At 67.6% G+C, this 13,660-nt stretch carries 11 protein-coding genes; 9 read left to right on the forward strand and 2 right to left on the reverse strand.

What is annotated here, in order from left to right; genetic code table 11:
• Nucleotides 1-134: 134 nt before the first annotated feature.
• Nucleotides 135-839, reverse strand: coding sequence for a Crp/Fnr family transcriptional regulator (locus CY658_RS09550; RefSeq protein ID WP_101489877.1), 705 nt, complete (start codon nucleotides 837-839; stop codon nucleotides 135-137).
• Nucleotides 840-1,004: 165 nt separating this feature from the next.
• Between CY658_RS09550 and CY658_RS09555 the strand changes: the two genes are divergently transcribed.
• The 5 genes from CY658_RS09555 to CY658_RS09575 all read left to right on the forward strand — a co-directional run bounded on the left by CY658_RS09555 (nucleotide 1,005) and on the right by CY658_RS09575 (nucleotide 7,687).
• Complete coding sequence (locus tag CY658_RS09555) at nucleotides 1,005-2,339, forward strand: ABC transporter substrate-binding protein (RefSeq protein WP_101489878.1); 1,335 nt, start codon at nucleotides 1,005-1,007, stop codon at nucleotides 2,337-2,339.
• A gap of 16 nt (nucleotides 2,340-2,355) precedes the next feature.
• Complete coding sequence (locus tag CY658_RS09560; protein WP_101489879.1) at nucleotides 2,356-3,378, forward strand: AraC family transcriptional regulator; 1,023 nt, start codon at nucleotides 2,356-2,358, stop codon at nucleotides 3,376-3,378.
• A gap of 144 nt (nucleotides 3,379-3,522) precedes the next feature.
• Complete coding sequence (locus CY658_RS09565; protein ID WP_101489880.1) at nucleotides 3,523-5,196, forward strand: AMP-binding protein; 1,674 nt, start codon at nucleotides 3,523-3,525, stop codon at nucleotides 5,194-5,196.
• 11 nt (nucleotides 5,197-5,207) lie between these two features.
• On the forward strand, nucleotides 5,208-6,359 hold the full coding sequence (locus CY658_RS09570) for an acyl-CoA dehydrogenase family protein (protein WP_101489881.1): 1,152 nt from the start codon (nucleotides 5,208-5,210) through the stop codon (nucleotides 6,357-6,359).
• 113 nt (nucleotides 6,360-6,472) lie between these two features.
• A complete protein-coding gene (locus CY658_RS09575) occupies nucleotides 6,473-7,687 on the forward strand; it encodes a lipase family protein (protein ID WP_180838902.1) in 1,215 nt (404 codons plus the stop codon).
• A gap of 351 nt (nucleotides 7,688-8,038) precedes the next feature.
• Here CY658_RS09575 and CY658_RS09580 read toward each other — a convergent pair whose 3' ends face one another.
• Nucleotides 8,039-8,869 carry an IclR family transcriptional regulator gene (locus tag CY658_RS09580; protein ID WP_101489883.1) on the reverse strand — a complete coding sequence of 277 codons (831 nt, stop codon included), beginning with the start codon at nucleotides 8,867-8,869 and terminating at the stop codon, nucleotides 8,039-8,041.
• 76 nt (nucleotides 8,870-8,945) lie between these two features.
• On the opposite strand from CY658_RS09580, the gene CY658_RS09585 reads away from it, so the two are divergent.
• From CY658_RS09585 to CY658_RS09600, 4 genes are read left to right on the forward strand one after another with little or no spacing between them, the layout of a single operon-like run.
• Nucleotides 8,946-10,103: an acyl-CoA dehydrogenase family protein gene (locus CY658_RS09585; protein WP_101490303.1), complete on the forward strand. Its 1,158-nt coding sequence runs from the start codon at nucleotides 8,946-8,948 to the stop codon at nucleotides 10,101-10,103.
• Nucleotides 10,100-11,239 carry an acyl-CoA dehydrogenase family protein gene (locus CY658_RS09590; protein WP_101489884.1) on the forward strand — a complete coding sequence of 380 codons (1,140 nt, stop codon included), beginning with the start codon at nucleotides 10,100-10,102 and terminating at the stop codon, nucleotides 11,237-11,239. The genes CY658_RS09585 and CY658_RS09590 overlap by 4 nt, the downstream gene beginning before the upstream one ends.
• 43 nt (nucleotides 11,240-11,282) lie before the next feature.
• Entirely contained in the window at nucleotides 11,283-12,242 is a 960-nt protein-coding gene (locus CY658_RS09595; RefSeq protein ID WP_257884800.1) for a Bug family tripartite tricarboxylate transporter substrate binding protein, read from the forward strand.
• A complete protein-coding gene (locus CY658_RS09600) occupies nucleotides 12,242-13,459 on the forward strand; it encodes a CaiB/BaiF CoA transferase family protein (RefSeq protein ID WP_101489886.1) in 1,218 nt (405 codons plus the stop codon). Before CY658_RS09595 ends, CY658_RS09600 begins: the two co-directional genes overlap by 1 nt.
• The last annotated feature ends 201 nt before the right edge of the window (nucleotides 13,460-13,660 follow it).

The raw sequence follows: 13,660 nt of genomic DNA on the forward strand, positions 1-13,660 counted from the left end.
AGGAGACAAAAAATGAAGATGGCTCTTCTCACATGCCGACGCGACATGTGGCGTCCAGCTTCACCTGCACGTCGCCTGGCTAGGCGCCGTCACGCTGCGACGCAGCAGTGCCGGCACAGGGGCGCCGACGAAAGCTAGTCCGATGCGCGCAGACCGTCGAGCGAAAGCACTTTCAACCCGCCGTACTCCACGCGGATCAGTCCCTTCTTCTGCAACGCGGCGAGCGCCGTGTTGACCCGTGGGCGCGACAGGCCCGCGATGGATGCGAGTTCCTGTTGCGTGATGCGAAGCATGTCGCCCACGCCGGGATACAGCACCGGATTGAACAGAGCGCTGAGGCTTCGCGCGACCCGGGCGTCGATGTCGGTCATGCGGTCGATCTCCAATGCGCCGATGAACTGCCCGAGCCGCTCGTTGAGCTGTCCCATCGCGAAGCGGTTGAAGCCGATCGAGTGATCCAGCAGCCAATGGAAGGTCTCGACAGGAAGCGCTCCGACCAGGCTCAATCGCAACGCCAGGGAATCGTAGCGATAGGGTTCCCTCTTGATCATCGTGCCTTCGCCGAACCATCCGCCCGGCGGAACGCCCAGGAAGGTCATGGTCTGGCCGGCCTTGTTGTTGCTGCTCATCTTGAGCAGGCCGTGCAGCACGCCGAACCAATAGGTCGCCGGACGGCCGAGGCGGCACACGTGCTCGCCGGGAAGCACCTCGCCGACCACCAGTTCGGCCACCGCGCGCTCGCGCTCTGCCGCCGACAGCGAAGGCAACCACGGGATGCCTTGCAGTTCCGCGGTGGTGGCGGGACGCCGTCTTGCGGGGAGACTTTTGCTGGTGCTCATGAGAGATGGGGACGTACGGATAGGGAACTTCCCTTGGATTGTTATCGGCAAGACAAGTCCCAGTCAAAGCGGTTTCTACCATCGGCCCGAATTTCGATGTGCAGGCACTTCGCGCCATCGAGATCTCGAAGATCCGGTACCCAGGTACCTCACAAGGAGACAGCCATGACACTGAAATCGCTCGCACTGACCACCGCCTTGCTCGCCGGCGCCTTCGGCAGCGTGCTCGCAACGACGCCCGCACATGCACAAGCCAAGGAGCAGTTCTTTCCGCTGCTGGTGTACCGCACCGGCCCCTATGCCCCCAATGGCACGCCCCTGGCCAACGGGAAGCAGGACTACATCAGGCTCGTCAATGCCCGCGACGGCGGCGTGAACGGCGTCAAGCTGACCTACGAGGAATGCGAAACCGGCTACGCGACCGACAAGGGCGTGGAGTGCTATGAGCGGCTCAAGGGCCGCCCCGGCGTGGCACTCTTCGAGCCGCAGACAACGGGCGTCACCTTCGCCTTGACCGACAAGGTGCCCGCCGACAAGATGCCGCTCATCACGCCCGGCTACGGCCTCTCGATCTCGCAGGATGGTCAGTCCTTCAAATGGAACTTTCCGCTGATGGGCAGCTACTGGACTGCGGCCGACATCATCGTCCAGGGCCTGGGCAAGAAGGAAGGCGGCATGGACAAACTCAAGGGCAAGAAGATCGCGCTCGTCTATCACGACTCGCCGTTCGGCAAGGAGCCGATTCCGCTGCTGCAGGAGCGCGCGAAGATGCACGGCTTCGAGCTGCCGCTCATTCCGGTCACCGCGCCGGGCATCGAGCAAAAGTCGGCATGGCTGCAGGTGCGTCAGCAGCGGCCCGACTACGTGATCCTGTGGGGCTGGGGCGTGATGAATTCGGCCGCGCTCAAGGAGGCCGTGGCCACGGGCTACCCGCGCGAGAAGATGTACGGCGTGTGGTGGTCGGGCGCCGAGCCCGACGTCAAGGACGTGGGGCAGGGCGCGAAGGGCTACAACGCCCTCACGCTGCATGCCTCGGGCCAGCAACTGAAGGTCATGCAGGACATCCTCCAGAAGGTGCACGACAAGGGCAACGGCAGCGGGCCGCGGGACGAGGTCGGCTCCGTGCTCTACGTGCGCGGCATGCTGATGCAGATGCTCGCCGTCGAAGGTGTGCGCCGCGCGCAGGAACGCTTCGGCAAGGGCAAGGTCATGACCGGCGAGCAGGTGCGCTGGGGCCTGGAAAACCTGGCGCTGGATGCGAAGCGCCTGGAGGCCCTGGGGCTGGCCGACGTCATGCGTCCTCTCGCCACCAGTTGCGCCGATCACATGGGTTCGGCCTGGGCGCGTGTGCAGACCTGGGACGGCAGCAAGTGGAACGCCAGCTCGGAGTTCGTCCAGGCGGACGAACAGATCATCAAGCCGCTGGTCAAGTCGAATGCCGACAAGTACCTGTCGGACAAGAAGATGACGCGCCGCGAAGCGGCCGATTGCCAGTCGTGATCCGAGCCGCTGCACCATGAAAACGCCCGAGCACACGAGGGGTGGCGACACCATCGCGATGTGCTTCGTGCGCGAAGCGTTGCACGAAGCCACGCAGCGCGGTGTCGACATCGGCGCCATCCTCGGCGCGGCCGGAATTCCGGCGGGGCTGTTGCACCAGGACCAGGCGCGGGTGTCGCCGGAAAGCTATGGCCGCATGTGGCACGGGGTGGCCGAGCAGACGGGCGACGAGTTCTTCGGCATGGACTCACATCTGGTGCGCTACGGAAGCTTCGCGCTCGCATGCCGCTGCGCACTGGGCGCGAAGAACCTGGAACAGGCGCTGCGCCGGATCATGCGGTTCTACGGCGGCGTGATGGACGACATGCAGCCTGCCATCGAACGGCGGCCGCACGAGGCCGCATTCCGGTTGAACGAACGGCCCGGCGCGCAGCGCCTGTTCGCGCACGGCACGATCCTGGTGATCTTCTTCGGCGTGGCCTGCTGGCTGGTCGGCAGGCGCATCCCCATCCTGCGCGCCGAGTTCTCAACCGAGGCGCCCGACAGCCCCGAGGAGTACCGCCTGCTGTTCGGCCAGGCGATCCGCTTCGGCGCCGACAGCACGGCGCTGGTGTTCGAGGAACGATTTCTCGACCTGCCGGTGGTGCAGAACGAAGAGACACTGCAGCGCTTCCTGCGCGGCGCGCCCACGAACTTTCTCGTCAAGTACCGCGACCAGGACAGCGCCGCCGCGCGGGTGCGCAAAGTCCTGCGAGGCACCGACGCGTCGGCGTGGCCGGATCTGCCAGACATGGCGCGAAAACTCCGGCTCGCCGAGAGAACGCTGATACGGCGCCTCGCGATGGAAGGCGAGCCCTTCCAGGCCATCAAGGACACGCTGCGGCGCGATCTTTCGATCAGCCTGCTGAGCGACTCGGGCCTCAGCGTCAGCGAGATCGCCGCCAGGGTCGGCTTCGCCGAGCCCAGTGCGTTCCATCGCGCCTTCCGCAAGTGGACCGGTGCCAGCCCCGGGGCCTACAGAGCCACGCTGCCCGAATAGTCCGCTGCGCGCGCGGACATGGCAAATCCCGCCAATCACATTGGCGGGAACGCGCAATGCGCAATCGAAACCCGCGGCATAAAGTGCGGCCGAATCGGCCTCCCAAGTGCCGCATGAACACCACGAGAGACAAAGGAAAGCACCGTGCCATCGCCCCATCCTTCTTCGCCAGTTGCCGCCCCGGACTACGCGTCCTTCGTCGAGGCCTTCGACCTCGAAGACTTCAAGACATCGTTCGCAGGCAGTTTCGAGCACGGCATCAACGCCTGCGTCGAGGCCTGCGACCGGCACGTTGCGCCGGGCCGCATCGCCCTGCGTTGGGAGGACAAGGACGGCAACACTTGCGAGCTCAGCTACGAAGAACTGCAGGCCCAATCGGCGCGCTTCGCCAACCTGCTCGCAAGCCGGGGCGTCCAGCCCGGCGACAGGGTCGCGGGCCTGCTGCCGCGGATTTCCGAACTGCTTGCAGTGATCCTCGGCACATGGCGTGCGGGCGCGGTGTACCAGCCGCTGTTCACGGCCTTCGGCCCGAAGGCCATCGAGCACCGCGTCACCGCTTCCGAAGCGGTGCTGATCGTCACCGACACGGCCAACCGCCACAAGCTCGACGACAGCGCGACATGGCCGGACATCGTCACGATCGCGCGCGGCGCGGACGAACACCTGCCGCCGGGCGATGTCGATTACCTGAGCGAAATGGCGCAGCAACCGCCATCGTTCGAGCCCGTCATGCGCGGCGGCGACGACGCCTGCATGATGCTGTTCACCTCGGGCACGACGGGCCTCGCCAAGGGCGTGGCCGTGCCGCATCGCGCGCTGATGGCCATCGGCATGTACATGCGGCTGGCCGTGGACCTGCGCGACGGCGAGTCCTACTGGAACATCGCCGATCCGGGGTGGGCCTACGGGCTCTACTTCGGCGCCATCGGGCCGCTGCTGAGCGGCAACACCACGCTCTTCTACGATGGTCCGTTCTCCGCCGAGACCGCCTACCGGTTGATCGAGAAGTACGAGATCACCAACCTCGCCGGCGCACCGACCGCCTTCCGCCTCATGATGGCCGCCGACCCGCAACTGGCTGCGCACCTCCGCGGCAAGCTGCGCGTGGTCAGCAGCGCGGGCGAGCCGCTCAACCCCGAGGTGATGCGCTGGTTCCGCGACGCACTCGATTGCCCGATCGGCGACCACTACGGCCAGACCGAGATCGGCATGGTGGTGTGCAACTTCCATGGCCTGAAGCACGCGGTGCATCCTGGCAGCGCAGGCTTTCCGTTGCCCGGCGTGCGCGTCGCGGTGCTCGACGACGAGGGCAATGAGCTCGCACCGGGCGTGCCGGGCACGCTGGCCATCGACCGCAGCCGCTCGCCGCTGTATTACTTTCCGGGCTACTGGAAGCAGACGACGCAATCGTTCACCGGCGTCTACTACCTGACCGGCGACACCGTCGAGCTGAACGAGGACGGCAGCATCAGCTTCGTCGGGCGCGGCGACGACATCATCACGTCCGCCGGCTACCGCATCGGCCCCTTCGATGTCGAGAGCGCGCTCATGGAGCACGCGGCTGTCGCGGAAGTGGCCGTCATCGGCAAGCCCGACCCCGAACGCACGGAGATCGTCAAGGCCTTCGTCGTGCTGCGCGCCAAGGTGCAGGCGAGCGAGGCGCTTGCGGGCGAGCTGCAGCAACTGGTGAAGCGCCGGCTGGCCGCGCATGCGTATCCGCGCGAGATCGAGTTCATTGCCGAGCTGCCGAAGACGCCGAGCGGCAAGATCCAGCGGTTCATCCTGCGAAAGCAGGAAGCCGATCGGGCATCGGCTTAGGAGCGCGGAACATGCTGCCCCGACTGCATCGCCATCGCTGGATGGACGAAGAAATCGACGCGTTCCGCGACCAGGTGCGCCGCTACATCGCCGGCGAGCTGTCGCCGCATCTCGACGGCTGGCGCCGCCAGGGCTTCATTCCGCGCGAGGTCTGGCGGCCGTTCGGGCAGATGGGTTTCCTGCTACCGGAACTCGACGAAGCCTACGAAGGCGCCGGTGCCACGCTGGCCCATCAGCTGGTCGTGCAGGACGAGCTGGCCCGGGCGGAGTTTCCGGCCAACGTTGCCGTGCACTCGATTGCTGCGCACTACATCCTCGACTACGGCACCGAAGCGCAGAAGCAGCGCTGGCTGCCCCGGCTTGCCAGCGGCGAGCTGCTGGCCGGTATCGCGCTCACCGAACCGGGCTGCGGCTCGGACCTGAAGGCGCTGCGCACACGTGCCCGGCGCGATGGCGACGACTACGTGATCGACGGCGCCAAGACCTTCATCACCAACGGCTTCACCGCCAACCTCTTGGTGGTGGCGGTGCGCACCGGCGATGCCGGCAGCCGCGGTGTGTCGCTGGTGGTGCTGGAGACCGAAGACCTGCCGGGCTTTCGCGTCGGCCGACGTCTCGAGAAGCTGGGGCAGCACGCGTCTGACACGGCCGAGCTGTTCTTCGGCGGCATGCGCGTGCCGGCCGACCAGCTGCTGGGCGAGAAGGAAGGCGACGGCTTCGTACAACTGATGAGCCAATTGCCCTTCGAGCGCCTGCTGTTGTGCGTGCCCGCCGCGGCCGTGATCGAGCGCGCGCTGGAACTGACGGTGGAATACACGCGGCAGCGCAAGGCCTTCGGCCAGACGGTGTTCGACTTCCAGAACACGCGGTTCAAGCTCGCGGAGTGCGCCACGATTGCGCACGTGGTGCGCAGCTTCGTCAACGACTGCACGCAGCGCCTGCTCGACGGCACGCTCGACAACGAGGCCGCCTACATGGCCAAGTGGTGGTGCACCGAGCAGCAGGGCAAGGTCGTCGACGAATGCCTGCAGCTGTTCGGCGGCTACGGCTACATGGCCGAGTACCCGATTGCCCGCCTGTACGCCGATGCGCGCATCCAGCGCATCTACGGGGGCACGACGGAAATCATGAAAGACCTGATCGCGCGGAAGCTGGGCGCGTGACGTTGCAGGCGCGCGCCCCGGACGGCGCGTGGCCCGAAGCCAACTGGATTCCCCCTCACCGCCACGAAGGAATATCGATGAGCCGTATGCCGACACGCATTGCAAGTTTCGCCATGGCCATCCGGCGTGGCATCGGACGCCTGGGCCTGGTTATCGCGGCGCTGGCCGCTGTGCTTGGCGGGGCGACATCCGCCACGGCCGGACCGCTGCAGGACCCGCGCGACGATGCCTTCTATACACCGCCCCAAATGCTTCCCGACGGGCCGCATGGGACCTTGATCCGCTCGCGTTCGTTCGTTCCGATCGGATTGCCGCTCGTCTCGGGCTGGCAGATCATGTACAAGTCCACCGACGTCGACGGCAAGGCCATTGCCGTGACGGGCACGGTGCTCGTGCCGTGGACGCCGTGGTTCGCGGGCCATCGCCCGATCATTGCCTGGGCGCCAGGTACCCAGGGCGTCGCCGACAACTGCGCCCCTTCGCACCAGTATGCGATCGGCACCGAGTACGAGGCGATCGCGGGCGCCACACCCCTGACACTGGCGCAGGGCTGGGCCATCGCCATGACCGACTACCAGGGCTTGGGCACGCCGGGCGATCATCCCTGGGTGGTCGGAAAGTCCGAAGGCCATGCCGTGCTCGATGCGGCGCTGGCCGCTCAGCAACTGGGCGCTGCAAGGCTCTCGGCCGACGCATCTGTCGGCATCATCGGTTACTCGCAGGGCGGGCATGCCGCGGCCTGGGCCGCGCAACTGCAGCCCGGCTATGCGCCTGCGCTCAAGCTCAAAGGCGTGTCGGCGGGCGCGGCGCCCGCGCGCCTCGATGGTCTGCTGTACACGCAATTCAACGGCGGCCTCTTCGGCGGCCTCGTTGCGTACATGGCCATCGGCATGAATGCCGCCTACCCGGAACTCGACCTGCAGTCGATCCTCACCCCGTACGGGCAGCATGTGGTGGCCGATCTGCGCGATAAGAAATGCACCATCGAAGCCGCCGCCACCTACCCGGGGTTGAGCGACGCGGTGCTGGTCGATCCGCCCGGCCTTCTGGCGCGGCCGAACTGGAAGGCACGCCTGGCCGAGAACCGGACCGGCACGCTGGCCCCCGCGGTCCCGGCCCTGGTGTATGGCGGCCTGCTGGACGAAGTCGTGCCGCATCAGGACGTCAAGCAACTGTTTGCCGACTGGTGCGCCCTCGGCGCCAAAGTCAACTTCCGCACCCTCGGCATCACCGAACACGCCACAGGCGGTGTGCTCGGCATGCCGCTCGTGCTCGACTGGATGGGACATCGCTTTGCGGGCGACAAGGTGGTGTCCGATTGCCCCTGACACGGTGGCTGCCGTCATTCATTTCAGAGCACGGATCCGTTCATTCACAGGATGCGTGTTTGCACGCAAGACCGGTGCTCATTTCCTGGCGACCACCGCGATCGCCACACTCGTTGCGTCCTGCGGCGGAGGAGGCGGTGGACGGGGTCTCTTCTGTATTCCCCCGGGGCGTGGCGGCGGCGGGTTCAACGGGTCGATACCCGCGCTGAACTTCATCAGCCTGGGCGCCCTCCGGCTGGGCTACGTCGCCGTCGGCAGCGACTCGAGACACCAGGCCGTTGAAATCGATGCCTCGTGGGCCATCGACAACCCGCAGGCCGAGGCGCTGAGAAACGCGGGACCTGCGTCGGTTTACCGCAACCCCGACTGCCGATCCGCCGCCCCCACCAGCTGCACCAGCCCCGGCCCGATCGTGTCCAGCAGCTGCGATTTCTTCCAGTGAAACCCCGGCACCGCGCAGTTGAACAGCAACCGCCGCGGCCCGTAGCGAACCCGCGCCGCCCCGCCCGCAGCAAGCACGCCAAAACCTGAGTCCCCCAGGTTGATCGCGAAGCCGCGCTTGCCGTAGTTCGCCACGCTCTCGCGCACGCCTTCCATGCAACGCGCGTGCTCCTCGGGCCGTTCGCGCTTCACGCGGGCAAGGAACTCCTGACGTTCACCCGCGGGCAGCTGCGCCAGCCACGCACGTCCCATGGCGGTTTCGACAATGCCGCGCACGGCGCCCACGCCGGGACGCTTGAGGGTGCCGCCTTCGTGGGCACAGGTTTCCAGGTAGACCACGTCGAGGTCGTTGGTCACGCCGACCGAGACCGCGCCTTCGATGCGGTCGGCCAGCTGCTGCATGGCCGGGCGCAGCATGGCCAGCAGGGGCGTGTTGATGACGTAGGGGTAGCACAGCGCCACGGCGGCGGGGCCGATGAAGTAGCGGTCGAGCCGTTCGTCGTGGTCCAGGAAACCCATGGCCAGCAGGGTGCGGCACAGGCGCGAGACGGTGGGGCGCGGCAGGCCCAGCTTGGTGGCGAACTCGCTGTTGGCGTGCGCGCGCGGGTCGCTCACAAAGGTCTGCAGGATGAGCAGGCCTTTGGCCAGGGTGCCGGCAAAGTACGGGTCTTCGTCCCGTACCCGGCGCAGGTCGTCGGAGTCCTTCATGGGCTGGCGGCGATTCTGGGTGGGGCGGGGCATGGGTGTGAATCGCAGTTTCAATAATTGAAATTCAGTGCCGGGGATTGTGGACCTGCTTCCTACAGTCGCGCTCACCATGATCCGAGACACCCCCCACTTCGAGGCCCTGCGGGCCGACATCCGCGCCTTCGTTCGCGAACGCTGGCATCCGCTAGAAGAACAGGTCAGCCGCGACAACGACATTCCGTCCGACGTGGTCGACGAGTTGCGGCGCAAGGGCTACTTCGGCTGGAGCATTCCCGAGGCCTACGGCGGCCTGGGCCTCACGACCGAAGAGCTGGTGCTGTGCGCGATGGAGCTGTCGCAGTCGTCGGTGGCGCTGCGTGCCCGCGTGGGCACCAACACGGGCATCGGCTCCGAAGCGCTGGTGGCCGACGGCACCGAGGCGCAGAAGCAGCGCTGGCTGCCGCGCATGGCCACAGGTGAACTCACCGGCTGCCTGGCGCTGACGGAGCCCGAGGCGGGCTCGGAGGCGAGCAATGTGCAGACCACCGCGCGCCGCGAGGGCGACCACTACGTGCTCAACGGCAGCAAGCGCTTCATCACCAACGCGCCTGTGGCCGATGTGTTCACCGTCATCGCCCGCACCGAAGAGGGCTCGAAGGGCAGCAAGGGCGTGTCGGCGTTCCTGGTCGAGCGCGGCCCGGGTCTCACGACGGGCGAGCCCTACCGCATGATGGGCCAGGCCGGTTCGTTCGTGTCGGACGTGCATTTCAACGAGTGCCGCGTGCATGCCGACCAGCTCATCGGCGGGCGCGAGGGCGCAGGCTTCCAGACGGTGATGAAGGTGCTCAACAAGCAGCGCCTGCATCTGGCGGCGCTGTGCACGGGCCCGGCGATCCGCATGCTGGACCTGGCCATGGCGCACACCAGCAGCCGCAACCAGTTCGGCCAGGCGGTGGCCGACTTCCAGCTGGTGCAAGCCATGATCGCCGACAGCCGCACCGACATCTACGCGGCGCGCTCGATGATTCTCGACGCAGCGCGCGCGCGCGATCGCGGCGAAGACGTGGCCATGTCGGCCTCGATGTGCAAGTACTTCGCGTCCGAAATGTGCGGTCGCGTGGCCGACCGCGCGGTGCAGATGTTCGGCGGCTCCGGCTACGTGGCCGACTTCAGCCCCATCGAGCGCTACTACCGCGACGTGCGCCTGTTCCGCCTGTACGAGGGCACGAGCCAGATCCACCAACTCAACATCGCCAAGCTGGCGCTGCGCGAGGCGGGCACGCGATGAGCCTGCGCGCGGACCTCCCGGCGCGGGTGCGCGACTTCGTCGAGCGGCATTGCATTCCGCTCGAATCGAATGTGCATGTGCACGATCCGTTGGCACTGGACGCCGTGCTCTCGCAGCTGCGCCCCGTCGCACGCGAGCTGGGCCTGTACCTGCCGCAGATGCCGACGGAGGAGGGCGGGCTGGGCCTGTCGTGGGTCGAGCGCGCCGCGGTGTTTGAAGAGGCGGGCCGCAGCTACCTCGGCCCGGCTGCGCTCAACTGCGCGGCGCCCGACCAGCCCAACATGATCAGCCTGCTGCACCGGGGCACGCCCGCGCAGCAGCAGCGCTACCTGCGGCCGCTGGCCGAGGGCCGCATCCGCTCGTGCTTTGCGATGACCGAGCCGGCCCCCGGTGCGGGCTCCGATCCGTCGATGTTGCGCACCACCGCGCGGCGCGAGGGCGATGCCTGGGTCATCGACGGTCACAAGTGGTTCATCACCGGCGCAGTGGGCGCGGCCTTCTGCATCGTGCTCGCGCAGACGGAAGAGGGCCCCACGCAGTTCATCGTGGACATGGACAACCCGGGCCTGGCGCTGGTGCGCGCCATCAAGGCCATCGACCCGTTCGCAGTCGGCGGGCACGGCGAGCTGCGCTTCACGGCCTGCCGCGTGAGCGGTGACGCGGTGCTTGGCGAGGTGGGCTCGGGCTTCGTGGAGGCGCAGCAGCGGCTGGAGCCCGCGCGCCTGTCGCATTGCCTGCGGCTCATGGGCCGCGCACGGCGCGCGCTGGAGATTGCTCAGGCCTACGTGTGCGAGCGCACCTCGTTCGGCGATCGGCTGGCCGACCTGCAGCAGATCCAGGCGATGGTGGCCGACTGCCACATCGACCTGCATGCCAGCCGGCTCGTGAGCCTGGACTGCGCGCGCCGCATGGATGAGGGCTTGTCGGTGAAGACCGAGTCGGCGATGACGAAGGTGTTCGTGTCCGAAGCCCTGAACCGCGTGGCCGACCGCGCGGCACAGATGTGCGGTGCGCTGGGCATGTCGGAAGACGCGCCCGTCGCCCTCATCGTGCGCGAGCTGCGGCCGTTCCGCATCTACGACGGCGCCTCCGAGCTGCACCGCGCCACGCTCGGCCGTCGCTTCCTCACGCATTGAAACGCTGAACACACAGAGAAACTGGAGACTGATGATGACGTCCTTGAGTAAAAAACTTTCGCACGTGGCCGCAGGCCTTGCACTCGGCCTGGCCGGCTCGCTGGCGATGGCTGCTTTCCCCGACCGCCCCGTGAAGCTGGTGGTGCCATTCCCCGCCGGCGGCAGCACCGACCTCGTGGCGCGCGAGGTGGCGCTGGCGCTGGGCCAGGCCCTGGGTCAGCCGGTCATCGTGGAGAACAAGCCCGGCGCCGGCAGCCTGATCGGCTCCGAGCTCGTCGCCAAGTCCACGCCCGACGGCTACACGCTGCTCATGGCGGGCCTGACCAACATCTTTCTGCCGTATGTGCACAAGGGGCTCAGCTGGAACCCGGTGGACGACTTCGTGCCCGTGGGCCTGGTGGCCGATCTGCCCAACGTCATCGCGGTCAACGCCAAGACGCCGTACCAGAAGCTGCCCGAGCTCATCGCTGCCGACAAGGCCAAGCCGGGCCAACTCGCTTTCGGCTCCGCGGGCCCGAGCACGCCGTCGCACCTGGTGTGCGAAATGATCAACCACCAGGCCGGCATCAAGATGCAGCACGTGCCCTACAAGGGGAACGCGCCCGCGGTGAACGACCTGATCGCCGGCCACATCCCGGTGATGTGCAACAACCTCGGCGGCACGCTGCCCTACATGAGCAGCGGGCAGATCCGCATCCTGGCGCAGACCGGCCGCACGCGCTCGCCCTCGGCGCCCGACGTGCCGACCTTCGCCGAGCTGGGCCTGCAGGGCTTCGACAGCGGCCTGTGGGTCGGCATCGTCGCGCCCAAGGGCACGCCCGATGCGGTGATGCGTCCGCTGCGCGCGGCACTGGCCAAGGCTTTGCCTGCGGTGAAAGACAAGCTGGCCAAGCTGGGCGCGGCCTCGCTCGATCCGTCGTTGCCCGCCTACGGCCAACGCATCGCCGCCGACCGCAAGCTGTGGGACCCCGTGCTCAAGCGCGTGGACCTGAAGGGCAACTGATGGGCCAGCCTGCTGACCGAGCACCCCTGCACGGGGTGCGCATCCTCGACATGGCGACCGTGCTCGCGGCGCCGTTCTCGGCCACGCTGTGCGGCGACATGGGCGCCGACGTCGTCAAGCTCGAACTGCCGGGCGGCGGCGATCCGCTGCGCGGGCTGACGCCGGTGCACGAAGGCCATCCGCTGTTCTGGAAGACCGCGAACCGCGGCAAGAAGGGCATCTCGCTGGACGTGCGCAAGCCCGAGGGCCGCGCGCTGTTCCTGCAGCTCATCGCCGGCTTCGACGTGCTGGTGGAAAACTTCCGCACCGGCACGCTCGACGGCTGGGGTCTGGACATCGCCACGCTGCATGCGGCCAATCCGCGCCTCATCGTGCTGCGCCTCACGGGTTTCGGCCAGACCGGCCCGTATGCGCGCCGGCCGGGCTTTGCCCGCATCTTTGAAGCGATGAGCGGCTTCACGCACCTGACCGGTGAACCCGGCGGTCCGCCGCAGCACATGAACTACCCGCTGGGCGATGTGGTGGCGGGCCTGTTCGGTGCCTTTGCCATCAGCACCGCATTGGCCGAGCGCAACGCGTTGCCGCGCGAACAGCAGCAGGGCGCCGAGATCGACCTGTCGGCCACGGAGGCGATGTCGCGCCTGCTCGATCCGCTGGCGGCCGAGTACCGCATCGGCGGCGTGGTGCGCGAGCGCACGGGCTCGCGCGCCACCTACACCGCGCCTTCCAACGTGTTCCGCGCACTCGACGGCGTGTGGTTCACGCTGGTGGGCACGGGCGGGCCGATCTTCGCGCGCATCTGCCGCGCGATTGGTCGCGAAGACCTGCTCACCGATGTTCGCTTTGCCGACAACGCCGCGCGCATCCGCCACCTCGAGGCGCTCGACCGCATCATTGCCGACTGGTGCGCCAGCCTCCCGTTCGCGGAACTGACCGTGCGGCTCGACCGCGAAGACGTGCCCTACAGCAAGGTCTATTCGATTGCCGACCTGCAGGCCGACCCGCACATGCAGGCACGCGGCGCCTTCATCGACGTGCCCGACGAGCAGTTCGGCACCGTGCCGGCACCGGCGGCGGTGCCGCGCTTCGTGGGCCGCGAAGGCGTTCGCCCGGCCGGCACGGGGCCGCGCACCGGGCAGCACAACGCCGAGGTGTACGGCGAGCTGGGCCTGGGCGAGGCGCAGCTTGCGGCGCTGCGCGACGCGCAGGTGATCTGAAGGGCGCCTGCGCTTTCGCCTGCCTTGTCAGGTAGGCGTTTTGTCATGCCCGCCCCCGTGCCGTCGCGGGGCGCCTGACTCCCCCAGAAAAGGGCGCTCCGCTCATGTGCGAACGCGGCCCGATTCCTACAGTCACCCCCATGCCGAACGCTTCTTCCCACGCCGGGAAGGCCAGCGGTTTCGGCCGGTCTCGACCACTGG

This window comes from Variovorax sp. RO1, from assembly GCF_002849325.1.
Classification (GTDB): Bacteria; Pseudomonadota; Gammaproteobacteria; order Burkholderiales; family Burkholderiaceae_C; genus Variovorax.